We start from the raw sequence: 23,483 nt of genomic DNA on the forward strand, positions 1-23,483 counted from the left end.
GCTGACCATCATGCACGAGGCTATTTGGCTTGGCGAAGCACAAGCTCCGATAGACGGGTCTTAACGCGGAAGCAGAACTCACGAATTTGAAATTGATAAGCGGGCATAACCATGTAGTTTAAGTCAGGACCTAATGAGTCTTTGATTTCCATATATTTAGCGGTCTTGGCAGCGATGGTTTGGTACTCCGCCTCGTACTTAACGTAAGACGCCTTGTTGTAAACCTTCAAAACGTCCAGCTCTTTACGGCATTGCTCTGCACGGTTTTGGTTTAAGTTTGTTTCTGATTCCGACTGATCAGCTTCCGTAGAGGCAGGGACGTGGGAGTCAGCACTGGCGCCCGCAGGTGCAGCCTCATATCGCACAGTCCAATTGGGTGGTGTCGAAGGTGCGACTTCAGGGGGGGCTTCATGGGGCGCTTCCTGGACGACGGCAGGAGGTGGAGTCACTTTGGATTTTTCTGGCGTTTTCGTAGCGCATCCAGAGAGGGCAAGTCCTACCACTACAGCGATGCCACACAGTTTATACATCGGTTTCACCAAGAAGTAATTATGGTTGGCTGAGTCGTTAGGTGCTGGGTAAAAGTAAAACTCACTCAATGATCAAGTGTAAATTTTCTACCAGACTCAAGGCGCTCAGCCTCTCTTCCTTGAGTGCGCAGGTGAGTGATAATAGTAAAAAAACAAAGAGATGACGAGTAAAAGCTCGTCAGAAAAGCCACAGATTAATGGGACAATTGCGGTGGGTCCAAGCTGAGCATGCACCCTCATTGTGCGGCGTTCGGATCGCAGGGAAAAATGAGGAGACTTCATGGTCTACGTTAAATCTGAAACGTATCGACACGTCAGCAGATGTGGGTTTCGCGTAGAAGCGCGATTTCCAGTCCCGTGGTGAGTACCTGACGTGCTCGAAAACGTTTTTACACAGCCTCGGCCAAAAGCTGCCCGTGATGATAGGTAGCTTTTTACGAAAAAGGCCCGATCGAATCAAATCACTTTTTAACCGGTGCATCCCAGCATTCGGGATTAAGCGAGCATACGTTGTATTGCCGATCCATCAACGCCATGCGGTTGAGATGGGCATCAGTGGCGGCGTTCAGTGATTGCTCACTGGTGACCATGTAGCGCGCGGCTCTATCGCTCATGCGCGCACTCCATTGGCGCCGAATCTTTTCATCCAAGGCTTTTGGTGACGTGGCCATGGCTTGGAGCGTACCGTCGCCTACTCGGCTCAACTCGTCGCGGTAGGTTTCGATGTACTGGGTTCGTGCAGCGTCGTGCTGGTGATTTAGGTCGTACTGGAGCGATTCCAAATTTTGCTTGTAAAGGGTCCAGTAACCGTCAGGTAGCACGCCACCGTCTTTCTTTCGTAGCGCGGCAATACGCCCATCGTTGTCGGTATTGGCGCTGAGTACCGGCTTGAGCGACGAGATGACAACGGGGTCATTGCTGATAATCTGGTTCATCAGCACAGTACGTAAACTAGTCTGAGGCAGACTCTGGCCCAGGGGCTCCACGTGGATCGGCGCCGCTGGTTTCAGGGATACAGGTTGGCTCGCGCAACCTGTAACCAACAAGGCCAAAAAGAGGATCGACGAGAGAGGATGACGTAAAAACATAAGCTACCCATGCGCATGGTTGGTTAGGGAACCGAGCATAGCACCCGCCAACCGATAGTGTCATTTTGATACCACCTCAACCCTGTCACCCTTCCTTTTAACGAAGTGCACTGCCATTCCGACTGGGGATCGTCATCGCTGGAGCGCAATAGGCCAGCGTGACCCGCGCTACGGCTTCTGCGTATTTGGCTCGACCGAAGCAGGGTGCGCAAAGGAACTGGAAGTGTACGCACCTTGCCCCTACGGCAAGCCCGGCGACCGGCTGTGGGTGCGCGAGACCTGGTACTGCGATCACTTCGAAGTCATGCGCGGCCCCTACCTAAAACCGGATGACCTGGAGGTCGGTGAAGCGATCGAAGACGGGACACTGGTCTACGCCGCCGACGGGCTGGCCCCGTACGAGCAGGAGCAGCCGACCTGGAAGCCAAGCATCCACATGCCCCGCTGGGCCAACCGCATCCTGCTGGAGATTACCGAAGTGCGCGTCGAGCGGCTGAAGGACATCAGTCGCGGCGATATCCGTGCGGAAGGCCTGCAGTGTCCGCCGGAGCTGGCAAGCGATGACGTTTCACCGAATTACCGAGACTGGTACCCGGCGGCCTGGCGGGAGTTATGGGAGTCCATTGGCGGCGACTGGGAAGCCAACCCGTGGGTCTGGGTGGTCGAGTTCAAGCGGCTGTAGCGCAAGCCGAGGAAGGTCAGCGCTTGGCTCGTTGGGCGAGCCCGATAGCCATAAAGGCGATGCCGGGTATCCAAAAGCCAGGGTTAGATGTCCCTAAGCCGACCGCAAGTAGTGACACACCGACAGCAAACATATGCGCTCCTCCCTGAAAAACTATCCATTTCATATCCACCAATTTAAGCATAAACCGGCCATCAAAACGGCCAAGGACGAAGTCATGCCTGAAGAAAAAGTCGTGATGTACGAATCCCACAAGCTGCCAGCATCCAAACCGTGACAGGCTGGGTAGGCGCTGATGGCCGCTTCTGGGGCAAAGATGAGCATATGGCGCGCTGGTGTGGCGCCACCCATCGCCAATGCGAGAAGAATCCGGATCATCCGATCCACGAGATTCGGAGCTACTGCCAACAGTGTCACGATGAAAGCCGCAAAGCGAAGTTCGCAGCGATGCCCGTCAAGGAGTGGTCCGGCGAGCCGTTGGTTATATTCGATGGTGACCAGTATTTCTTTGACGAAGACATGCGCATCAAGCGCGCACCTACTCAAGCACGGCTTGTGCTTGGTAACAGGCGCGCTCTCAACGCTACAAATAAAGTCGCAGAAACTAGGGCAGATGTTATTCCCGACGATGACTGAACCACCCTGAGAAAATCACCAAAGGTCGCGGTCCCCGGATCAGCCGAAAAGAGATAAAACACAATGGGGCCAAGATAGGAGCCTATAGCACCAGCAAAAAACCACTTCATTTCTACACGTACAAAAGCGCCTGTGCGGTGAGAAATCACAGCGGCACTACGACGTGCACTTTTTAGCGATTCATTCAAGTCCATAGGCCGGCGCCTTCCATCAATTGTTGTCCGAAGATAGTAATTCAACACAGACCAAACCCCAATCCCCCTACATGCCTGCCGGTGAGCGGCGGGCGAGGTATTCCTGCATGTTCGAAATCATAAAAGCTTGGTGGGCCCGCAATGTTTTCCGGGCGAATCCATGGCACGACAAGTTCGTGCTGCTGAACTTCATCGACCTCTACTACAAGGGCCAGCGTGACAGCATATTCGGCATCGCCATCGACTCCGGCGACAATGGCGACTACCCAGGAAACAAGCTGATCATCCATGTCTGGAAGTATTCAGCCTGGATAAAACTTCCCAACATCATCAAGCCTTGGGCGCAGAAGCACACCTTCACTACATTGAGCCCAGAAGCTACAGCGCGACGGCTTGAACAGTTTGGGCATCTCGACTACTTCGAATATCACGCTCGCAAGTACGGGTTCCGCCTGCAAACCCGAGGAATCCACACGAATTTCGGGCCTAGCACAATGGACTCGCAATCCGAAAAGTCTCGGTACTTCTCATTCCCTTGGCGCGAATTCGATCTGGTCCTGAATGCGCTGTGTGACGCAAACGGCGTTGAGCATATCGAGAAGAGCAAAGGTGTTCGCCTTCGCTACAAGGAAGCTCAGGCCATAAAAGACACAATGCCCCGCTATGTGTTTTTGCTTAAGGACTATGACGGCCAGGAAATACGAGCCTATTGCCATATGGAGAAGCGCGTTTACCGAATCGGTACCGGCTGGGTGAAAAAGTACTTCGGTGCAATGCGCCCTACGCGAACTTTCGTTGAGCTGGATATCGCATTTGATGGCGAGACCGGCCCCGAGAAAGGCTCGTGGAAAGGCGGAACGATCGGCACTGGCAGTCGAGCAGAGAAAGGCGACAAGCAAGACGCCCAGTACCTGATCGAGAAGTACTGCGCTGGCACGCACCGCGCTAAAGGCGCCACTTACTCGATGACCTTTATCCGTCGAGAGCCAGACGCCTCCTACACCAACGAGACGTACCGGAAGGCTTCTGCCGAGCGTCGCGGCGAAACTTACGCCCCACTCGCATAACCCATCACCACCTTCTGCCGCCCAACGCGGCAAGGACACCACATGTTCGCAATCAAACTCATCCTGATCCTACTGGGCGCTTTGCTGTACCTGGTCGGCAGCGGCGGCTGGTTCTTTTGAATCGCTCCACGCCTTCTGGCCGACGGCGAAACGGCCGACATCCTCTACGCCTTCGCCGGCACCTGCTGCTGGCTCCTGGTCAGCTTCGTCCTGGCCGTTCATATCATCAAGACAGCGCGGCCTACGGGCTCACTCGACAAACCAGAGGTATAGGAGTGCATACGATGGAAATGCAAAGCGAAACCCTTGCCAAAGAAGAGATAGCGGCAATCACTGGCTATATGATCCCTTCGCGCCAGATCGCGTGGCTCAATCTGAACGGCTGGAAGTACGTTCTGACCCGATCGCGCAGACCTGTGGTGGGCCGGGTATACGCCCGCATGAAGCTGGCAGGCGTGAAACCATCAGCAGAAAATGTTGCGGCCGAAGCCTGGTCGCTGGACTTGTCACGGGTAGGATGACGAAATGCGAGCGAAAAAGGCGGCTAACAGGGACCTGCCGCCGCGAATGATTCGGCGTGTACGCGCGCTGAAAGGCGGTAAAGAGTGGGTTGGGTACTACTACGACGGGAGTAATGAAGACGGGAAGCGGGTGGAGATCCCGCTCGGGGGGGGGGGATTTGGATATCGCAAAGGCTGAATGGGCAAAGCTCGATTGCAAGCCGGTGCCGAAGAAGAATGCCATGCTGGCCCAAGTGTTTGATCGGTACGAACGCGAAATCATCCCAGGTAAGACGCCCAAGACCCAGAGCGATAACCGTTTAAGCCTGAAACAGCTGCGCAACGTGTTCAGTGACGCGCCTATCGATGCGGTAACGCCGCAGATCATTGCGCAGTATCGCGACAGCCGCACCGCCAAGGTTCGCGCCAACCGAGAGATCTCCCTGCTGTCACACATCTACAACATCGCACGCGAGTGGGGATTAACTGAAGCCAACCCAGCGGCCGGTGTGCGCAAGAACAAAGAGGCGCCGCGCGACTTCTACGCCAGCGAGGAAATCTGGAGCGCCGTATATGCCGTGGCAGCCTCAGAGCTGCGCGACGCAATGGACCTAGCGTATCTGACCGCCCAGCGCCCGGCCGACACGCTGTCGATGCGGGAGGCCGACGCGGTTAACGAATTCCTGCAGGTATCTCAGGGCAAGACGTCAAAGAAGCTGCGAATCCGCCTGACAGCCGCCGGCGCGATGAATGATTTAGGCGCGTTGGTTGAGCGCCTGATCGCACAGAGACGCGCCCGTGGAGTTAGAAACCCTTATCTGATCGTCACTGAGGATGGGAGGCAGGTGACCAGGCACATGCTGAGGCTGCGCTTTGACGATGCGCGGGATAAGGCGATTGTCATCGCCAGGGAGGCAGGTGACGGGGTTCTGGCAGCAAGCATCCGTCAGTTCCAGTTCCGTGACATCCGCCCGAAAGCCGCTAGTGAAATCCTAGACCTGGGCGATGCCAGCCGCCTACTGGGGCATACAGACAAACGCATCACCGAGACGGTTTACAGGCGTGTCGGGGAGATCGTGAAACCGACCCGCTGACATTGAGTTGCGGAAACTGCCTGAAATGATGCGGAAACGATCAGGTGTTCAACTGAAAGAGTCACCGGATGCCAGAAACACAAAAGCCCCGCTTTCGCGGGGCTTTTGTTTGAATCTTGGCGGGAAACCAGGGATTCGAACCCTGGGAACGCTATTAACGTTCGCCGGTTTTCAAGACCGCTATGCAAATTCACGCGGGCCGATGCCCTGAAAGCCGTCGGCGTTCCATTACTTATGGCAATCGGTCAGGCTACAGACCGCATTCTGCAGGGGGTGCGTTTTGAGTTTGGGAACCGTTTTTGCCCTCCCAAGCATCGCGTCGAATGAAGGCAAGCCGCAGAATTGCCCAAAGATTTACGAAATACATCGTGACTGCTTTCGGCCATTAACGGACGTTGAACTACGTCCGCTTAACCCCAAATCTGACTATCGGCTTGACTCAGATTCAAATTCAGATTGAGCAAATCGGCTTCTCACCCAACCGCTCTACCAACCTGATGAGATAACCGTCGGGATCCTGGGCGATGAATTCACGCTGGCCCACTCCAAGATGGGTTAGATCCTGCAACTATAGTTCGGTGCCACGAGGGGATCGTGGCGAGCATCATGATGCAAGGGCGGGCGGGAATTATAGTGACGCGTTGATGGCTGCTATTGGTCGAAGGGATTTATGCACGCCGCGCATCTTTAGGCAGCTGGGCATCGATCAGACACACTCGGATAAGCGGTGATCGAAGCGCGTCAGGTCATAAAACATTTTTGGGGTGAACCTGCCAGCGGTTCGAATACGCATATACTCTGCGTATTGCGACTGGTAGCTGTTTGATATTACCGATTAAGGGTTGTGTAACTTCGATGAACAAGACTGATCTGCTTGAGTATTTGAAAGAGACCAGTTCCGAAATGACCAGGGGCAATATAGATGAAGCTGTTCTACTGCATTTCGATTTGGTCATGGAAAGCTATCGAGAAAAGCCTTCATTTTATAAAAATTTGTGGAAATATGACCGGTTCATGGTGGCCCTGTCTTTATTGAGCTTCAGCTACAAAGACGAGAAAGCTCCTTTATCCAAAGTAAAGGCATTTTGCCAAGAACGTGGCTATATGTCTCGAAACAGCCTGGACTCTTATTGCTCATTCTTGTCCATCGCCGGATATCTGGATGTTCGGCTACATGACCAGGATGGACGTCAACGCAGTTTCCGACCTACGGAAAAAGCGCTAAGCAGTACCGTGCAACTAATCAAATCGTATTTGATGCCTTCGCAAATGCTCTCTCCATACGACAGCTGGTTATCGGGTTTGGGGCAGAATGCTGATCTATCGCGCGTATATTTTCGAGGGTTTGCCAAGATACTTGAAGGTGACTTCCTGCTCGACAAGCTGTTGCCTGAAGCGAAATGGATTCTCAACCGGGACGGCGGTCATCTGCCGATGCTCGCACTCTATGCTGATGCCCTGCGCACCGGCTCGTTAGAGACCGGCTACAACGTATCCTCTTACGTTGAGCTTTCATCGCGTCTGGGCGTGTCCAAAACGCATATGCAGCGCATGATCAAAGAAGGCCAATTACTGGGCTATTTCAAATGCGACAAACGTTTAGTGGAGTTAAGTCCGGCCTTTCTCGAATTGATACGGCGGGCCATGTCAATCTACTTTGCAATTGCACGTGTCAGCATGGAGTTGGGAGTTGATGAGAGCGAAGTAGAAAACGAGCCTGGTGGTATTCGCAGTGTTTGTGGGCGTTAGCGCGATGAGTTCGCTTGTTATTCGATCGTCCTTTTGGGGAGCGATTTAATCACTGTCCTTTTTGTTGTAATTGTTTATGCCGGAGTTCAGCGTGTTTAATCGCCAGTTGAAGAATGCTCTTTTTACCTGCCAAGAGGAATTGTGCCTGGCGCTCGGGACAGTCGCCGACATCGAAGCGGTTTTTCTTTCAGTACGTGTCAATGGAGATGGCCAGATTATCTCGGCCAACCAGCGATTTGCGCAAACGCTGGGATACTCGCTGGAACAGCTTTCAAATATGGCAATGAGTAACATCAACGCGGAACTGCAGAATGATTTTGCACCCAACCTGTGCGCCATCGAACGGCAACGCTATCGTGCCTCCGACGGCCGTGCTGTGACACTTAATATAGCCTGGATCGCTGCAGCGAACCGGACGTTTCAAGGCTACGGCATGGTTGCACCACCGCTGGAGCGGGACGAACAGGAGGCCATCGAAATGTTCAGCGCACTGAACCGCTCGATGGCGATCATCCAGTTCAGTCTCGCGGGTGAGGTCGTTTACGCCAACGAATCGTTCGTCCAGGCCATGGGTTACAGTCTTGCGGAGATACAGGGCAAGCATCACCGCCTGTTCTGCCTGGCGGAGGACGTGGCGTCGGCGCATTACACCGAGTTCTGGAAGCGTCTGAACAAGGGCGTGTTTAACGCTGGTCGCTTTCGCCGGGTAGATAAAAGCGGAAAAGTGGTTTGGCTGGAGGCTACTTACAATCCCATCAGAGATGCTTCCGGCCGGGTTTATAAAATTGCCAAATTCGCCAGCGTAGTGACCGAGCAAGTTGAAAAAGCCGACGGAATCAAACAAGCAGCGACCATGGCTTACGACGTGTCGCTAGATGCCGATGTGAAAGCTAACCGAGGTATGGAACTGGTCGCCGACTCCGTGCTCGGCACACAGAATATTGCCCAACAGATGGCCTTGGTGACCGATAGCATGACCGCGCTGGAATCGCAGTCGCAGTTGATCGGTTCCATCGTCGACACGATCGGCGCCATTGCCACCCAGACAAATCTCTTGGCGCTTAACGCCGCTATCGAAGCTGCACGCGCTGGAGTGCATGGGCGGGGATTCGCTGTCGTGGCGGATGAAGTGCGCAAGCTCGCCGGCCGTACCAGTGTGGCCACGCAGGAGATTAACGGCGTGGTCAGGCAAAATCGAGAATTGGCCGGCGAAGCCGCGTTGCATGTCCAGTGCAGCAGAGACCAAGCCGACGTTTTATTGGAGTTGTCCGAACAGGCAGGTATGGCGATGGCGGCTATACAGTCAGGCGCAAAGCAAGTAGTGAAAGCCATTGGTAGAGTCACCAGCGATCTGCATTGAACGCTCTATCTGCGTCGCGGTAACGCCTCCTCCTATGGTGAAAGCAATATGGAAGTTTTTGCGTGCAGTTTTTCTGATTGATAACAGGCGTTTGGATGCTGAAACACACTTAATTCATTGATCAGGTATGTCCAGGCGTTGACATCACATTCAGGTCGTTTCGGAAAAGGAGTTTAGGGATGCCGGCGATTTTCAAAATCAGACCAAGAATGCGAACGCTGCTGTCACCAGCGGTAACCAAGATTGAAATGGCGGGAATTGTTTCCTGGCTTTGTGTGTTGCTGGTTGAGCCTGCGACAACGTTAAAGCTGCCAAACCTGTTGGTTACAGCATCGTTGTTGGTTATTTGGTACGTTCATCGCGTAGTTGCTGATTTCCGCATATGGAGAATGCTCGGCGGCGTCTATATATTGGTTTTGTCACTCGGCTTTTCGCATGTGATTGACACCAATGTGCAGCTGCGCGTCTTTACGCTGCCCCTAGCTGTGATCATCGTGGTAAGCAGTGCTATCTTATTCGTCACGGTTCAGGACTATCTTCTGTCTACACTGCTGGTCTGGATACTGATGTGGCCCACTTTGGACGTTGGGTTTTACCGGGAACTGGAAGTTTATCTGGTCTTTTTTTGCGTTGCGTCCGTGTCCATCGGTTTCACTCTCAGCTTTACCTATCTAAGAAACATGCAGTCAGTGTTGTTGGTCGAAAGTGAATTCAGGACATTGGCAGAGACAGATTTTCTCACCTCCTTACTTAACCGACGGGCGTTTATGGGGATCTTCCAAAATGCATTGGCAGAAGGTCACAGCGGCTACTTTATAATGTTGGACATTGACGGGTTTAAATTAAAAAACGATCAGTACGGTCACGATGTAGGTGACAAGATTTTGTGTGCAATGGCCGCGTGCCTGAAATCCACCCCTGGCAGCCACAGTGTCGGGCGGATTGGTGGTGAGGAATTCGGTGTCTTGTTGTTGGGCGAAGATGATGCTGTTGCTAATGAATACGCGTTGCGCCTGCTGGCCAACATCCGTTGCAGTGTATTGCCTCCGCATCAATTCACTTGCAGCGCGGGCGTCGCGCAGTTCCGAGCGACATCGGACATGTCAGCAGTGCTCAAATGCGCCGACAGCAATATGTATAAAGCCAAGCATGATGGTAAGGATCGGGTGTTTCAGGATGGAAGGCAGGTCAAACCGCTACTTCCTGTAACTACTTAGTTAAGATTTGACTGGAGGACGTCTGTGAAAATCGTTTTCGAAGAAATCGAATCTCCCCTTTGTTGCTTGCTTACACTGGGCACCTTCACTTTAATGTTCCAGAACCGTTCAGAGGCTGAAAGCTTTCTCAAGCTCCTGATGGGGGCGGAGACATCGTTCAGCCCCCATCGCTGAGCGTCTGCCTATGGCCGATTTCTGCCTGTCGTAGCGGGCAGTAATCGGCCAGAACCGGATGTTTAAAGCTGGGGCAATGAACTCGTCGAATTTCTTCCCGCTTTAAGAGTTTGCCGACGCGCTTTTACACACTCTGGGCTGGCAAGTAGAGTTAGGAAATCAACTCGTCCCTTTTTATAAAGTAGGTGCAAATGGTGGCTCCCTTCGTTCTCCAGGACTTTGATGTTGGATGGGTCGCCACCGACGCCGTCGGGCAGGTTGCGCTCTTCACTACGGGGGGGCCGGGGCCGGTTCCTGATTCCGCAATGCCCTCCGTCGAAAACTCCGAAGAATTTGTCCTTTCATTGCCGGAGGTGTCCGATATAGATCGGGTCACTGCCAGGGCTGGCGTAAACGCTTTCGTTGAATTTGCCAAACGTGGGTTCTTCGCGTACGACTGGTCAGACGTTCATCGCGATTCACGCCAGGCCTTGAGGGGGTATGAGCTGCAATGCCGCCCACTGAATCCACTGACACTTTTCGATTTGCCTGCCCCTTTACGGGCATTAGCTGAGGCTACTCGGCTATCTGATGTAACCTTCGGAGCACCCATCATAGTGATAGGTGATCAGGTTTCTTAGCCTTCATTCGGCGATTCGGAGCCGCTTTTTTGGGCCGGAAGCTTTCAGTTGCGTACCGCAGCTCCCGGCCAATAGCTGCGCTTCGCGATTGACGACTTTCGACCCAAAGTTGACTGTCAACAAGGGGCTGAATCAGCTCAAGCAAACAGCAATTTTTGAGCCACGCATTCCTTGCAGGAATGTGCCACATAAAATTAATGAATTTTTATTATTGCTGTGTCTGGCGTAGCTTGATTTCAGAACATGGAGAACCGCCTTGAAATCATCCCCTCTCAACTCAGCTGAAAAATTTGATACCTCACGAGCCAATGAGTACGGACGACAGAGTCGTATTGCGCTAGCTGGATATGACGCCTGCCAAGACTTGGCCGCGTGCATGCTGGCGGCAAGCCTGGGCAATACAAGTTCGGCAAAAATACTGGTCGTTGGCGCTGGCGGTACGGCGCAGGAAATTATTGCGATGGCCAAGCTAGAACCGAGTTGGCGCTTCACGGCCGTTGACCCATCCGAGCCAATGCTGGAGGCAGCGAAGCAGCAGTTAGAGGCAAACAACTTGCTTGAAAGAACGTCCATGCATCTTGGGCAAGTTGAAGACCTGGCAGCAGACGAGTCATACGACGCAGCGACCTTGATCGGTGTACTCCATCATCTCAATGGAGATGAAACCAAGCGACAAATTTTACGATCCATTCGGGCTCATCTAAAACCGGGTGCACCGCTGATTGTCGCCGGGAATCAATACGCTTATGCCAGCCAGCCGTTACTGCTTGCGGCCTGGGGGCAGCGGTGGCGGCAGCATGGAGCCAGCGCGGATGAAGTGAAGGTCAAGCTTGGGAAAATCCTTCAAGGCGCTGATCCTCCACATTCCGAGGCGGCGGTTCAAAAACTCTTGCATGACGCCGGGTTTGGAGACGCTACCCGTTTCTTCAGCAGCCTTTTCTGGGGGGCGTGGTTGTCGTGCAAAGGGGTCTGAACATGGTCACGAATGACTGCTTTTGGCCGATTCTGTTGAAAAAGTCGGCCTTAGTTTCCACGGCAGAAAAGTACGCGTCTGAGATTCAAATCCTTACTTTTGGCTGAGGCTTCCGGGCTCAGATTTCACGTAGCAGCGTGCAAAAATGGCGTTTTTCCCGGTCAATATCCGGGCAGTTTGAGCGGAGCGACTTTTTCAACACAATCGGCCGAAAGCTCTTTTCCACGATTGGCAGCCAATGGCCGGAAGGCGCCCAGGCGAGAGCTTTCTTTTCTGGCCGATCCGGGCGCGTGCGATTCGGGTTGTTCATCCGACTCGGAACCAGATATAAAGCGAATGCGCTTTGTATTCAAGGGAATACAAGCATTCATAAGGTGATCACGGATGTACATCTACAAAATGGTTCAAGTACCGCCAAACATTGAAGTTCGTGCGAAAGAGCACCGGGGGAACGAGGCCGCTGTTTATCTACAAAATGTGGTCAACACTCATGCTGAGGATGGGTGGGAGTTCTATCGGATTGACACGATTGGCGTTTCAGTCAAACCAGGATGCTTCGACGCGTTAATGGGGAAGAAAAACGTGCTAAACCACTATTACGTGATTTCTTTGCGCAAGCCCCGATGATCAAGCTTTGCGCCGTCTCAGCAATTCGCTGCTATCAGCGAGTTGCTCCCTCTCGATTGCGAGATGCCTGCCGATTTGAGCCTTCCTGTTCAAACTATGCGATACAAGCGATCAAAAAGTATGGTGTTCTAAACGGCTGCCGCATGGCTGTGGGCCGCATCTGCAGGTGTCGATACCCGAACGGCGGGAAAGATTTTCCATGAATAAGTCGGACAGTGAGCCCCGACGCCTTAACTGTTCAGCTGTGCTTGCCATGATCCTGACGGGCTGCTTTTGGCCGTTTTCTGCCTGTGCTGCCCGGCAGCGGTCCGTTCCTGCATGGAGGTATCACGCTAGGCTCAAACACGCCGAAAGATGTCGTTATTTGCATGTGATCGACCAAAGCTGATCTAGCTTGGTCGTGTAGCTCTGGCTCATCATCTCCCGGCGCATAGCCCAAGCTGGCGTCGAAGGCACACTGGCCGAGCGCAATGTACCTCTACCCCACCGACCATTAATCTCGTCCAGCACCATCATTACCCGAGTTGACTCGGCTGGTTGCGACATTGCAAACAGATCATCGGAGTACTCGCCGGGTTGGCACAAGTTGAGCAAAATAACCTCTGCCTTGCTGTACTTGAAGCCGGGCCTAAATATCCGATCAAGCGCACCCACTGCTGCCTGCGTTAGCAGCCGGACATCATCAGTGGGATATGGCATATCCACCACCACCCCATTGGCATACTTCGCCTCCTCCGGGTTGAACATGCCAGTGCGGATGCACACTCGTACCTTCTTGCAAAGCGAGTTTTGAGCCCGGAGTTTCTCAGATGCACGCATCATATAGGTGGCCACCGCCTCTTTGATGGGCGGCAGCTCCGTCAGCCTCTTGCCGAACATGCGGCTGCAGCAGATCTCCTGCTTTGGCGGATCCGGCTCATCCAGCTCCAGGCAACGAGTACCGGACAACTCCCTCGCCGTCTTCTCGATCACAATGCTGAACCTCTTACGGAGCGTCCACGGATCGGCCTTAGCCAGGTCCATAGCCGACTTGATACCCATGGCATCAAGATGGAGTTTCATCTTGCGGCCAACGCCCCAAACTTCCGCCACGTCCGTATTGCGTAGCACCCAGTCACGCTTAACCGGTTCGGTGATGTTGACCACCCCACCAGTTTGGGACTGCAGGCGCTTCGCGGTGTGGTTTGCGAGCTTCGCCAAGGTCTTAGTGTGAGCGATACCAACACCGACCGGGATACCAGTGCAACGAAGCACCTGGGCGCGTATCTGCCGGCCTAGGGCATCCAGTCCATCTATACCAGTCAGGTCAGCGAATGCCTCGTCGATGCTGTACACCTCAACTGCCGGCACCATCGCCTCGATCAGGCTCATCACACGCTCGCTCATATCGCCGTAAAGCGCATAGTTGGAGGAGAACGTGACAATGCCGTGCTGCTTGAGCGGTCGCGGTAGGGACGGCAATTACCTGCCGCCCCCCGCACAGATCCGTACGTGCGGAACTACCGCATACGGCTCCTGCCTCGGGTATGTGACGCGAAGCGATCCTCAGGGTAAGGATGTGCATTTCTGGGGCTAGGTACATAGAGGTCGGCAAGGCGTCCGTAGCGTGACCACTGAAGCCGGTTACGCTGGCTGCGTCGCTTGAGAGCTTGCCGCCATAGACGACATACCGCCAAACGAAAACCGCCAAGACGTATTAGGTTTCCCGGCACCGCGTGGTAATTGAAATACCCACTGACCACTCGGTTTAGCCATTGCCCTTGAACCCGGATGGGCTCATGACGTCGACGTTTCAGCTCATCCCGAATGACCAGCAGCGTTGCACGCATTCGCTTCTTGACCGTCAGACGCAGTATTTGAAAACCACCGATCCTGTTGGTACTACAACAGTGTGTGAAGCCTAGGAAGTCAAACGTCTCCGGTTTACCCAAGCCTCGGTCTCTGCGATTTCTCGTAGCGAAACGACCAAACTGAATCAGCCGTGTCTTCGAAGCATTAAGCGATAAACCGAACCTGGCCAGTCGTTCTCGTAATTGCTGCAAGAATTGCTGGGCCTGCGATTTCAACCTGAAACCCACAACACTGTCGTCCGCGTAGCGCACAACGATGACATCGCCACGGGCGTGGCGCTCGCGCCACTGCCTTGCCCACAGATCCAGCACGTAGTGGAGATAGATATTCGCCAGTAACGGAGATATCACTGCGCCTTGGGGAGTCCCCTTGGCCGCAGCCACCCTACGGCCTTCCTCCATTATTCCCGCCTGAAGCCATTTGCAGATAAGTCCGAGCAGGCGCCGATCTGCAATTCGGTGTCCCAGAAACATCAGCATCCATTCATGGTCGATCTCATCAAAGAACGACGTGATATCCGCATCCAATATCCAGTTCACCCTCTGGCCCTTGAGCGCGACCGTTAATGCATCCAGCGCATCGTGCTGGCTACGTCCCGGCCGAAACCCATACGAGAATCCTAGAAAGTCTTCTTCATAGATCGCATTCAGAACAGTGACAACTGCTTGTTGTACGATCTTATCCTCCAGAGAGGCAATGCCCAGCGGGCGCAGCCTACCGTCGGCTTTGGGAATATAGACCCGTCGCGACGGCGTTGCCCGATAGGCACCACTATGAAGCCGTGCGTGCAAATCACTTACCCGCTGGAGAAGACCTTCTTCGTACTCTCGCCACGACATGCCGTCCACGCCCACCGCTGCATCCCGGCGCAGGGCATAAAAGCTCTGCGCCAGTAATTGCGGTGTAACGTGGTGCAGCAAAGCCGTGAACTGCATGCCCTTATTCCTTCGGGCTGCTTCACGTACACCTTCAAGTCCCATCGACGCGCAACTGATCCGGCTCTGTGTCCGGGGCGCGGGGGAAGTGTTGGTGTTTCCCTTGGCTACGTCCCTTTCCTCCACCCTCTCCGCAGGGCTTGGCCCCTTGTTCGACGGTTTCTCAGGTACTACGGACGTATCCGACTTCTCAACAACGTAGACAGCAGGGTTACGGCTTTTGGCCTTTCCTGCTCCGCCCGGTGCTTGCGCACCGGGCATTGCCGAGATCTCCCAGTTTCTGTGCGAAGGACTTCCCGACGTGCACAGGGTCTCCGACCGCGCGGGATCAGAGCATGACTGGCGTATAACGCCATGCTCCGTATTGCCTTCTGCTTCGCATAACAGCATCGGCATCCCGGATTCCTGATTACGCGGCTCAATGGCTGGCCCATCGGTTTCCCCTGTCAACGCTTCACCCTGCACCTCACGGTGCAACATGCATGACTCGGGGTCTGGTTGATTCGCCATTTCTTACCAGTATCGAACTTTCATCGACTATCCTCCGCCAGCTTTAACTGGCGCACTATGCGTCCGGGCATCACGTCTTGCGTGATTAAACCGGCTGCCACTTATGCGGAAGCAGCTGCTCGATTTCACTCGCCCGCTGCGTCGGCAGGCGCGTGAGAACATCCTTTAGATAGGCGTACGGGTCATGACCATTCAGCCGCGCAGACTGGATCAAGCTCATGATCGCCGCCGCCCTTTTTCCGCTGCGTAGCGATCCGGCGAAGAGCCAGTTCTTGCGTCCAAGGGCCCATGGTCGGATCTGGTTCTCCGCCCAATTATTATCAATGGGTACGGCCCCGTCATTGAGGTAGCGCGACAGCGCTGCCCAGCGTTTGAGGCTGTAATCGAGTGCTCTGCTGATGGCCGAACCTTCGGGCACAAGATCACGCTGGGCGATCATCCAGGCATGCAGTCTATCCATCACCGGTACGGCTTTTTCTTGCCGTATTCGGCGCCGTAAATCCGGCTCCAGATCGCGCACTTCGCTCTCGATTTCGTACAGCAACTGGATGTAACGCAGGGCCTGCTCGGCGAGCTGGCTCTTGTTAGTAGCGTGCAATTCGAAGAATTTGCGCCGGGCATGGGCCATGCAGCCAATCTCGGTCACGCCGAGTTCGAAGCTGGCCTTGTAACCGCCAAAATCGTCGCAGACCAACTTACCTTTCCAGCCTTGCAGGAAGTTGCGAGCATGCTCACCGGCACGGCTGGGACTGAAGTCATAAACCACCGCTGCCAAGTCCGAGAACTGGCTGGTGGCGTAGGCCCACACATAGGAACGGTGAGTTTTCTTTGTTCCCGGCATGAGCATCTGCACCGGTGTTTCATCTGCGTGGATGACTTGTTGCCCAAGCACTACTTCGCGCAGCGCGTCGACCAGAGGCTGCAACTGCACGCCCGTCACGCCAACCCATTGAGCCAAGGTTGAGCGTGGAATCGCCAGGCCCGCTCGACCGAAGATCGATTCCTGACGGTAAAGCGGCAGATGGTCCGCAAACTTGGCAATCATGACGTGTGCAAGTAGGCCCGCAGTCGGGATGCCCTTATCAATAACCTGCGCCGGAACCGGTGCCTGGATCAGCGTTTCGCAGTCATCGCAGACCCACTTGCCACGGACATGGCGTTCGACGGTGAACACGCCGGGCGTGTAGTCCAGCTTCTCGCTAACGTCCTCACCGATGCGCTTGAGGGCGCAGCCGCATGGGCAGTGAGTGTTGTCCGGTTCGTGATGGATCAGTGTGCGTGGAAACTCAGCCGGTAATGCAGTGCGCTTGGGTTTCTGCTTTTTCTCGGTCGCCGCTGGCACTGTCTGCAAGGCCTGAAGCTCTGCTTCAATCGCTGCGATATCGGTATCGATCAGGTCATCTAGCAAACTGGCCTGCTCAGGATTCATCTGCTCGCTGCGCTTGGCAAACTTCAAACGCTTGAGCTGGGCGATCTCGTGGGTCAGTTTCTCGATCAGCGTTTGGTCGCGGTTGATTTTCTTGCCCTTCGTGTCGACTTGCGACAGCAACTGCGCTGCCAAAGCACGCAGTTGGTCGGGGGACATTTGGTCGAGATTGGGAGAAGAAGTCATGCGCCGGATTTTGCCAGAGCAGGCGCTTCGCGGCGATAGACCGATAGGCTAATGGCAGCCGTTAGAGCAGTGTGATCGAGCCTCCAGAACCTGCGCGTTGCCATGGCAGACCCAGCACCAATGCCTGAAGTTGCTCGGTATCCAGTTCCATTTCAGAACCATGGCGAATGCCAGGCCAGTGGAACTTGCCTTGGTTCAACCGGCGCGCCGTCAGCCATATTCCGAAGCCGTCATGCACCAGCACTTTCATGCGATTGGCGCGGCGGTTGGCGAACAGATAAGCACAGTGCGGCTGCGCCGCACCGAACACCGCGATCACCTTGGCTAACGCCGTTTCGGTGCCTGCGCGCATGTCCATCGGCTCGGTGGCGAGCCAGATGGAGTCGATGCGAATCATCGTAGAAGGTCTCGAAGAAAGGTCGCGCAGGCAGCAGCATTTTCAGTGGGCCAGTTCACTTTTACAGTGCCGCGCGAGTGTTGTATTTCAACGCAGATATTCGATGAGGCCGGGTGCAAGCTTGCCCCGGCCAGCGGTACAGGTAACGGAATAAACGCAGGTTGCAGCGCTGTGCTTTTCTGCGATTGCAGCCGAATCCATTTGTGTACGAGGTTTGCGTTGAGGTTATGACTGAGTGCGATGCTGGCAATCGAAGCGCCGGGCTGGGCACACTCTTGAATGACCTGTGCCTTGAAGGACTTGGAATAGGAACGGCGTGTTGGCTGCATGAAATACCCGCTTAAAAGGCTAGAACTGGTGTCCACTTAAATTTAAGTGCACACCATGTCTTGGCTTTGCGGGGCTGGGTAGATGACTTGGCCGGACGCATACGCTTGAGCTTGTGTTTAATTTGGAAATAAGGCTCACCCATCTTGATGAAAGGCTTGGCGTCGTAGCTACGGGCGATGACACAACCGTCGTTGTTGCTGAGCACCACTATGGGCACCTTCGCCAAGTCGGGCCGGAATACCCGCTCGCAACTGGCATAGAAGCTATTGCAGTCGATCAGTGCAAAGGTTGGCTCGTGCTTAGACATGGCTGCGCACTGTGCTGGTGATGACGCCCCAGATCGACAGTTCGTCGCCTTCAAGAACGTAGCGTGCGGGGAACTTGGGGTTTTCGGACAGCAGGACGATCTCCCGGCCGCGCTTACACAAGCGCTTGCAGACAGGCTCATTGTTCAGCAGGGCCACCACCACGTGCCCATGCATAGGCTCAATAGCACGATCCACCACGGCGAAGTCACCATCGAAGATCCCGATACCCTGCATGCTCTCACCGGTGATTGCTACCAGGTACACGTGGGGCGCACGGATATTCAGGACCTCATCCAATGAGATGTGCTGCTCAATGTGATCCGCTGCAGGCGAAGGAAAGCCGGCCGGAACCTGGAACGAGCACAAAGGCAGCTTCGCGCCGACTTCTGCGATGGGACCAGCCTGGACACCTGACTTCTCCACGGTGAACTGAGATGCGGCCTCGAAACACTGAAAACAGGGACTTGCCGCCTGGAATGGTGCGTCGAAAACGCCCTCGCAAGAACGGTAAAGTATGGGTCGGTTACTACTACAGAGACTCGACCGGAAAAGAAATCCCGCTCGGCGGAGACTTGAGCAAAGCCCGTTTGAAGTGGGCAGAGCTTGAAGCCAAGGAAAAGCCAGCAGACCTGACGATGATGAAGGGGATCTTTGATCGATACGTCCGCGACGTCATTCCGAAAAAAGGTGAGCGTACCCAGAAAGACAACCTGGCCGAACTTAAACAGCTTCGGCCCATGTTCGACGGGGCGCCAATCGACTCGATCACACCAGCCAACATCGCCGGATACCGCGACGCCCGCACCGCCAGGGTTCGGGCAAACCGGGAAATCGCCCTGCTTTCCCACGTTTTCAACATGGCGCGGGAATGGGGCCTGACCGAGCGGGAGAACCCGTGCCAGGGCATCCGAAAGAACAAGGAAACACCGCGTGACTACTACGCCAATGCCGTGGTTTGGGATGCGGTCTACGGAATGGCTGAGCCTGAACTCAAGGAAGCCATGGACCTGGGCTACCTAACGGGCCAACGGCCGGCAGACGTGATCGTCATGCGCAGTGATGACGTAGAGGGTGATTACTTCCTCGTCACGCAAGGCAAGACCGGCCTAAAGCTGAGGATTCTGATGCGCACATCGGAGGGAGAGAACAGCCTGGGTAAGTTGATTCGGGAAATAACGGAGCGGAATGCCGGTCACGTCTCGAAGTACCTGCTAATAAACAGGCACGGAAAGCGAATGACGAAGGGGATGCTGCGCTTGCGCTGGGACAAAGCACGGGAGAAGGCCTGCGCCAAAGCAATCGAACAGGGCGATCCGCTGCTCGCCGCAAAGATTGGCGGGTTCCAGTTTCGCGACATCCGACCGAAAGCGGCATCGGAAATCATCGATATTGGCGACGCTAGCTTGCTACTGGGGCACAGTAAGCAGGAGATCACGAAGCGGGTGTACAGGAGGATTGGCGCGACCGCTAAACCCTCCAAATAGGCAAAGTTTCGGAACGCCTACCCAAAAGTTTCGGAACGCCTGTCAAAAACCGCCTTTCCTGCCCAAACGCCAGAAACACAAAAGCCCCGCATTTGCGGGGCTTTTGTTTGAATCTTGGCGGGAAACCAGGGATTCGAACCCTGGGAACGCTATTAACGTTCGCCGGTTTTCAAGACCGGTGCATTCAACCACTCTGCCAATTTCCCTTGCGCATCACAGGATTATAGTAGCCTATCCTGTCTCAGCGGGCGCCATAATACCCGAATGAAACACACTGTCAAACTCTCGGCATCGCTTGTTACAGAGCGTCTGTTATGATCTTTGCGACTGAACGTTTCAAAACCGAAGGAGTGTCGCCATGCGCGAACAGAATTACGCAGTGAATGGCAACGCGCAGGCTGAGCAGCTTGAAGTCAGCCGCGTGTTGCGCAACACCTATGGCTTGCTCGCCCTTACGCTCGCATTCAGCGGCGTAATGGCGTTTGTGGCTCAGCAGATGCGCGTCGGTTACCCGAACATCTTTGTCGTACTGATCGGCTTCTATGGGCTGTTCTTCCTGACCAACAAGCTGCGGGACTCGGCCTGGGGTCTGGTGTCGGCGTTTGCCTTGACCGGTTTCATGGGCTTCATCCTCGGCCCGATCCTCAACCGTTACCTCGGCATGGCCGGCGGTGCGGAAGTGGTCAGCTCGGCGTTTGCCATGACGGCCTTGGTGTTTGGTGGCCTGTCGGCCTACGTGCTGATCACCCGTAAGGACATGAGCTTCCTGGGCGGCTTCATCACCGCAGGCTTCTTTGTGCTGCTGGCGGCTGTGGTCGCAGGTATGTTTTTCCAAATCAGCGGCCTGCAACTGGCGATCAGCGCGGGGTTTGTGCTGTTCTCCTCGGTGTGCATCCTGTTCCAGACCAGCGCCATCATCCACGGCGGTGAGCGTAACTACATCATGGCGACCGTGAGCCTGTATGTGTCGATCTACAACCTGTTTATCAGCCTGTTGCAGATCTTCGGCATCATGAGCCGCGATGACTGATTAGTTAACGCAATAAAAAATGCCCCGTATCGAAAGATACGGGGCATTTTTGTTTTTACGCCGTTAAGAGCAGGTTTCAGTATTTGTTGGGTTCCATCTCCAGATCAACCTTGAAGCGCTGCGCAATATCCTGCTGGATCCGCTGAGCCAGGTTGGCAATATCGTGCCCCGAGGCGCCTCCATAGTTGACCAACACCAGCGCCTGCAGTTTGTGCACACCTGCATCCCCCTCACGAAAGCCTTTCCAGCCAGCCTTGTCGATCAGCCAACCGGCCGCGAGCTTCATCTGCCCATCGGGCTGCGGATAAGCCACCAGGTCCGGGTACAGTGCCTGCAGCTCAGCCGCCAACACCTGGGACACCAAGGGGTTCTTGAAGAAGCTCCCGGCATTGCCAAGCTCTGCCGGGTCCGGCAGTTTTTCCCGGCGGATGCTGCAGATCGCACGGCTGACGTCGCTCGGCGTCGCTTCAGTGATCCCCTGCCCCGCCAGGCGTTGCTGCACCGGGCCATAGTCGAGTTTCAGGTGGCGGGTGCGGCTCAGGGCAAAGCGCACCCGCAGGATCAGCCAGCGGCCGGTTTCGTGCTTGAACACGCTGTCACGGTAGGCAAAGTTGCATTCTTCCAGACTGAATTCGCGCAGTTCGCCGGTGTGGCGATCCAGGGCGGTCAGGCCAGCGAATACGTCCTTGATCTCCACGCCGTAGGCGCCGATGTTCTGCATCGGTGCTGCGCCAACGGTACCGGGGATGAGGCTGAGGTTTTCCAGGCCACAGAACCCCTGTTCCAGGGTCCACAACACGAAGGGGTGCCAGGCTTCGCCCGCTTGCGCCTCGACCACCACCTGCGTGCCGTCATCGTGGACCACGCGGACGCCGTGGGTCGCCATGCGCAAGACCAGCGCAGGAATGTCCTGGGTCAGCAGCAAGTTGCTGCCACCGCCGATCACCAACAGTGGCACCGCATGTGCGGCTGAATAAGCCAGGGCCTCGCGGACGTCATCGTCGCTGTGAGCCTCGGCGAACAACTGGGCGCGTACGTCGATGCCAAAGCTATTGAAGTGCTTGAGCGATACCTGCGAGAGCACCTGCAAGGTCATAACCGGCCCTTCAATTCGATCACCAATAAATCACAGGCGCGTTCAATCAGGTCCAGGACCCGCTCGAAGCCTTGTTCACCTTCGTAATACGGGTCTGGCACTTCGTCCACTTCGCCATCGTAGCGGCGCAGGAACAGGTCCAGCTCCGCTGTGCCTTGGCCCGGCTGCATAGCCTTGAGGTTGCGCAGGTTGCTGTGGTCCATGGCCAGGATCAGGTCATAGCGCGCAAAGTCGGCACGGGAGACCTGCTGGGCTCGCTGGGCCGACAAGTCATAGCCGCGCACCAGCGCCGCACGCTGGCTGCGCTTATCCGGTGGGTTGCCAATATGCCATTCACCCGTACCGGCGGACGCTACCTCGACCTGCCCTGTCAAACCCGCTTCGCGCAACTTATGGCGCAGCACGCCTTCTGCGGTGGGCGAGCGACAGATATTGCCCAGGCAGACAAACAAGACCTCCATCAGGCCCCCAGCAGGCGACGGACGCGCTCAAGGTCTTCCGGCGTATCGACACCAGCCGGCGGCGCTTCCAGCGCATCGCCCACATGAATGCGCACGCCGTGCCACAAGGCACGCAGTTGCTCCAGCGATTCGGTGTTTTCCAGCCAGCACGGGCCCCAACTGACGAAGTCATGCAGGAAACCGGCACGGTAGGCATAGATGCCGATATGACGGCGATACGGCACGCCTCCCGGCAATACGTCGGGGTTTTTGGCGAAGGCGTCGCGCGCCCACGGCAAGGTCGAACGGCTGAACGTCAGCGCCAGCCCATTGATGTCGCTGACCACTTTCACCACGTTCGGGTTGAACAGGGTGTCGATGTCTTCGATCGGTTCGGCCAGGGTCGCCATGCGCGCTTCGCCATGGGCGGCCAGGTTGGCCGCCACTTGGTCGATCACGCTCGGCGGAATCAACGGCTCGTCACCTTGCACGTTGACCACGATGGCATCAGGTGCCAGGCCGAGTTTTGTGGCCACTTCGGCCAGGCGATCGGTGCCGGAGTTATGGTCTTCGCGAGTCAGCACGGCCTCAGCGCCGAAGCCTTTGCAGGCTTCGATGATGCGCGGATCATCGGTGGCCACCACCACGCGCTCGGCGCTGCTTTTGCAGGCCTGTTCCCACACCAACTGGATCATCGGCTTATCGCCGATCAGTTGCAGCGGCTTGCCCGGCAAACGGGTCGACGCGTAGCGGGAAGGAATGACAACGGTAAAGGCTGTGGTCATTTATCCAGGCGCTCATCGGTAGTCAGGGTGCGGGCTTCGCTTTCCAGCATTACCGGGATGCCATCACGGATCGGGTAAGCCAGGCCGGCGCCTTTGCTGATCAGCTCGGTTTTGTCGGCGCTGAGCTTGAGCGGGCCTTTGCAGATCGGGCAAGCGAGGATATCGAGCAGTTTGGTGTCCATGAGTGTTTCCTG

General features: G+C 55.3%; 24 protein-coding genes, 1 tRNA gene and 6 pseudogenes. 15 read left to right on the forward strand and 16 right to left on the reverse strand.

Going from position 1 to position 23,483, the window contains the following annotated elements; genetic code table 11:
* Window positions 1-20: 20 nt before the first annotated feature.
* Together AACY36_RS25165 and AACY36_RS25170 are read right to left on the reverse strand one after the other, a co-directional pair.
* The gene (locus tag AACY36_RS25165; RefSeq protein ID WP_339420865.1) at window positions 21-530 is read right to left on the reverse strand and encodes a hypothetical protein; all 510 of its coding nucleotides are present in this window, start codon (window positions 528-530) and stop codon (window positions 21-23) included.
* A 461-nt stretch (window positions 531-991) separates the two neighbouring features.
* Complete coding sequence (locus AACY36_RS25170; RefSeq protein ID WP_339420866.1) at window positions 992-1,465, reverse strand: hypothetical protein; 474 nt, start codon at window positions 1,463-1,465, stop codon at window positions 992-994.
* A 235-nt stretch (window positions 1,466-1,700) separates the two neighbouring features.
* Here AACY36_RS25170 and AACY36_RS25175 point away from each other — a divergent pair, with 235 nt between their 5' ends.
* The 6 genes and pseudogenes from AACY36_RS25175 to AACY36_RS25200 all read left to right on the forward strand — a co-directional run bounded on the left by AACY36_RS25175 (window position 1,701) and on the right by AACY36_RS25200 (window position 5,791).
* Complete coding sequence (locus tag AACY36_RS25175) at window positions 1,701-2,300, forward strand: hypothetical protein (RefSeq protein ID WP_445262856.1); 600 nt, start codon at window positions 1,701-1,703, stop codon at window positions 2,298-2,300.
* A 273-nt stretch (window positions 2,301-2,573) separates the two neighbouring features.
* On the forward strand, window positions 2,574-2,936 hold the full coding sequence (locus AACY36_RS25180) for a hypothetical protein (protein WP_339420869.1): 363 nt from the start codon (window positions 2,574-2,576) through the stop codon (window positions 2,934-2,936).
* A gap of 301 nt (window positions 2,937-3,237) precedes the next feature.
* Window positions 3,238-4,197: a hypothetical protein gene (locus tag AACY36_RS25185; protein ID WP_339497692.1), complete on the forward strand. Its 960-nt coding sequence runs from the start codon at window positions 3,238-3,240 to the stop codon at window positions 4,195-4,197.
* Window positions 4,198-4,239: 42 nt separating this feature from the next.
* Window positions 4,240-4,470: pseudogene (locus tag AACY36_RS25190) on the forward strand (hypothetical protein).
* An 11-nt stretch (window positions 4,471-4,481) separates the two neighbouring features.
* Window positions 4,482-4,718 carry a DUF4224 domain-containing protein gene (locus AACY36_RS25195; RefSeq protein WP_339456335.1) on the forward strand — a complete coding sequence of 79 codons (237 nt, stop codon included), beginning with the start codon at window positions 4,482-4,484 and terminating at the stop codon, window positions 4,716-4,718.
* A 4-nt stretch (window positions 4,719-4,722) separates the two neighbouring features.
* A pseudogene (locus AACY36_RS25200) lies at window positions 4,723-5,791 on the forward strand (tyrosine-type recombinase/integrase).
* Between the two features lie 451 nt (window positions 5,792-6,242).
* Here the strand turns inward: AACY36_RS25200 and AACY36_RS25205 are convergent.
* Window positions 6,243-6,335 (reverse strand): annotated as a pseudogene (locus AACY36_RS25205) (VOC family protein); the annotation flags it as partial.
* Window positions 6,336-6,646: 311 nt separating this feature from the next.
* Here AACY36_RS25205 and AACY36_RS25210 point away from each other — a divergent pair.
* The 5 genes and pseudogenes from AACY36_RS25210 to AACY36_RS25225 all read left to right on the forward strand — a co-directional run bounded on the left by AACY36_RS25210 (window position 6,647) and on the right by AACY36_RS25225 (window position 11,884).
* Complete coding sequence (locus AACY36_RS25210) at window positions 6,647-7,540, forward strand: hypothetical protein (protein WP_339497693.1); 894 nt, start codon at window positions 6,647-6,649, stop codon at window positions 7,538-7,540.
* Between the two features lie 76 nt (window positions 7,541-7,616).
* Window positions 7,617-8,348, forward strand: a pseudogene (locus AACY36_RS28460) (PAS domain-containing protein); the annotation flags it as partial.
* Between the two features lie 156 nt (window positions 8,349-8,504).
* A pseudogene (locus AACY36_RS28465) lies at window positions 8,505-8,900 on the forward strand (methyl-accepting chemotaxis protein); the annotation flags it as partial.
* A 179-nt stretch (window positions 8,901-9,079) separates the two neighbouring features.
* The gene (locus AACY36_RS25220; RefSeq protein ID WP_339437743.1) at window positions 9,080-10,117 is read left to right on the forward strand and encodes a GGDEF domain-containing protein; all 1,038 of its coding nucleotides are present in this window, start codon (window positions 9,080-9,082) and stop codon (window positions 10,115-10,117) included.
* 1,050 nt (window positions 10,118-11,167) lie between these two features.
* Entirely contained in the window at window positions 11,168-11,884 is a 717-nt protein-coding gene (locus AACY36_RS25225) for a class I SAM-dependent methyltransferase (protein ID WP_339439148.1), read from the forward strand.
* 118 nt (window positions 11,885-12,002) lie between these two features.
* Here the strand turns inward: AACY36_RS25225 and AACY36_RS25230 are convergent, their stop codons facing one another.
* Window positions 12,003-12,194, reverse strand: a complete 192-nt coding sequence (locus AACY36_RS25230; RefSeq protein ID WP_339439147.1) for a hypothetical protein — start codon at window positions 12,192-12,194, stop codon at window positions 12,003-12,005.
* A gap of 74 nt (window positions 12,195-12,268) precedes the next feature.
* Between AACY36_RS25230 and AACY36_RS25235 the strand changes: the two genes are divergently transcribed.
* Window positions 12,269-12,511 (forward strand): hypothetical protein, encoded by a 243-nt coding sequence (locus AACY36_RS25235; protein WP_010457973.1) that lies wholly within the window; start codon window positions 12,269-12,271, stop codon window positions 12,509-12,511.
* On the forward strand, window positions 12,508-12,714 hold the full coding sequence (gene yidD / locus AACY36_RS25240; protein WP_339497694.1) for a membrane protein insertion efficiency factor YidD: 207 nt from the start codon (window positions 12,508-12,510) through the stop codon (window positions 12,712-12,714). Before AACY36_RS25235 ends, yidD begins: the two co-directional genes overlap by 4 nt.
* A 157-nt stretch (window positions 12,715-12,871) precedes the next feature.
* Here the strand turns inward: yidD and AACY36_RS25245 are convergent.
* The 7 genes and pseudogenes from AACY36_RS25245 to AACY36_RS25275 form a co-directional block, all read right to left on the reverse strand.
* A pseudogene (locus AACY36_RS25245) lies at window positions 12,872-13,951 on the reverse strand (Y-family DNA polymerase); the annotation flags it as partial.
* A 59-nt stretch (window positions 13,952-14,010) separates the two neighbouring features.
* Window positions 14,011-15,297, reverse strand: coding sequence for a group II intron reverse transcriptase/maturase (ltrA, locus tag AACY36_RS25250; protein WP_445262744.1), 1,287 nt, complete (start codon window positions 15,295-15,297; stop codon window positions 14,011-14,013).
* A gap of 595 nt (window positions 15,298-15,892) precedes the next feature.
* Window positions 15,893-17,419, reverse strand: coding sequence for an IS66 family transposase (gene tnpC, locus AACY36_RS25255; protein WP_339421082.1), 1,527 nt, complete (start codon window positions 17,417-17,419; stop codon window positions 15,893-15,895).
* Window positions 17,420-17,480: 61 nt separating this feature from the next.
* A complete protein-coding gene (gene tnpB, locus AACY36_RS25260) occupies window positions 17,481-17,816 on the reverse strand; it encodes an IS66 family insertion sequence element accessory protein TnpB (protein ID WP_339421081.1) in 336 nt (111 codons plus the stop codon).
* Window positions 17,813-18,145 carry an IS66-like element accessory protein TnpA gene (gene tnpA, locus AACY36_RS25265; RefSeq protein ID WP_339421080.1) on the reverse strand — a complete coding sequence of 111 codons (333 nt, stop codon included), beginning with the start codon at window positions 18,143-18,145 and terminating at the stop codon, window positions 17,813-17,815. The genes tnpB and tnpA overlap by 4 nt, the downstream gene beginning before the upstream one ends.
* An 11-nt stretch (window positions 18,146-18,156) precedes the next feature.
* Complete coding sequence (locus tag AACY36_RS25270; RefSeq protein WP_339421079.1) at window positions 18,157-18,453, reverse strand: Y-family DNA polymerase; 297 nt, start codon at window positions 18,451-18,453, stop codon at window positions 18,157-18,159.
* Entirely contained in the window at window positions 18,446-18,877 is a 432-nt protein-coding gene (locus AACY36_RS25275) for a LexA family protein (protein WP_339497695.1), read from the reverse strand. The genes AACY36_RS25270 and AACY36_RS25275 overlap by 8 nt, the downstream gene beginning before the upstream one ends.
* Window positions 18,878-18,888: 11 nt before the next feature.
* Here AACY36_RS25275 and AACY36_RS25280 point away from each other — a divergent pair, with 11 nt between their 5' ends.
* Window positions 18,889-19,938, forward strand: a complete 1,050-nt coding sequence (locus AACY36_RS25280) for a tyrosine-type recombinase/integrase (RefSeq protein ID WP_339421077.1) — start codon at window positions 18,889-18,891, stop codon at window positions 19,936-19,938.
* A gap of 115 nt (window positions 19,939-20,053) precedes the next feature.
* On the opposite strand, the gene AACY36_RS25285 is transcribed toward AACY36_RS25280, so the two are convergent.
* Window positions 20,054-20,144, reverse strand: a tRNA-Ser gene (locus AACY36_RS25285).
* A 152-nt stretch (window positions 20,145-20,296) separates the two neighbouring features.
* On the opposite strand from AACY36_RS25285, the gene AACY36_RS25290 reads away from it, so the two are divergent.
* Window positions 20,297-20,968 carry a Bax inhibitor-1/YccA family protein gene (locus tag AACY36_RS25290; protein WP_003174664.1) on the forward strand — a complete coding sequence of 224 codons (672 nt, stop codon included), beginning with the start codon at window positions 20,297-20,299 and terminating at the stop codon, window positions 20,966-20,968.
* Window positions 20,969-21,044: 76 nt separating this feature from the next.
* Here the strand turns inward: AACY36_RS25290 and murB are convergent, their stop codons facing one another.
* The 4 genes from murB to AACY36_RS25310 are packed head-to-tail and all read right to left on the reverse strand — an operon-like array spanning window position 21,045 to window position 23,471.
* Window positions 21,045-22,064 (reverse strand): UDP-N-acetylmuramate dehydrogenase, encoded by a 1,020-nt coding sequence (murB, locus tag AACY36_RS25295; protein ID WP_339421076.1) that lies wholly within the window; start codon window positions 22,062-22,064, stop codon window positions 21,045-21,047.
* Window positions 22,061-22,525, reverse strand: a complete 465-nt coding sequence (locus AACY36_RS25300; RefSeq protein ID WP_339421075.1) for a low molecular weight protein-tyrosine-phosphatase — start codon at window positions 22,523-22,525, stop codon at window positions 22,061-22,063. The genes murB and AACY36_RS25300 overlap by 4 nt, the downstream gene beginning before the upstream one ends.
* On the reverse strand, window positions 22,525-23,289 hold the full coding sequence (kdsB, locus tag AACY36_RS25305; RefSeq protein ID WP_339421073.1) for a 3-deoxy-manno-octulosonate cytidylyltransferase: 765 nt from the start codon (window positions 23,287-23,289) through the stop codon (window positions 22,525-22,527). The genes AACY36_RS25300 and kdsB overlap by 1 nt, the downstream gene beginning before the upstream one ends.
* Window positions 23,286-23,471: a Trm112 family protein gene (locus tag AACY36_RS25310; protein WP_003174668.1), complete on the reverse strand. Its 186-nt coding sequence runs from the start codon at window positions 23,469-23,471 to the stop codon at window positions 23,286-23,288. Before AACY36_RS25310 ends, kdsB begins: the two co-directional genes overlap by 4 nt.
* Window positions 23,472-23,483 lie beyond the last annotated feature (12 nt).

It is taken from the genome of Pseudomonas sp. EA_15y_Pfl1_P101 (assembly GCF_963970835.1).
Taxonomy (GTDB): domain Bacteria; phylum Pseudomonadota; class Gammaproteobacteria; order Pseudomonadales; family Pseudomonadaceae; genus Aquipseudomonas; species Aquipseudomonas tritici.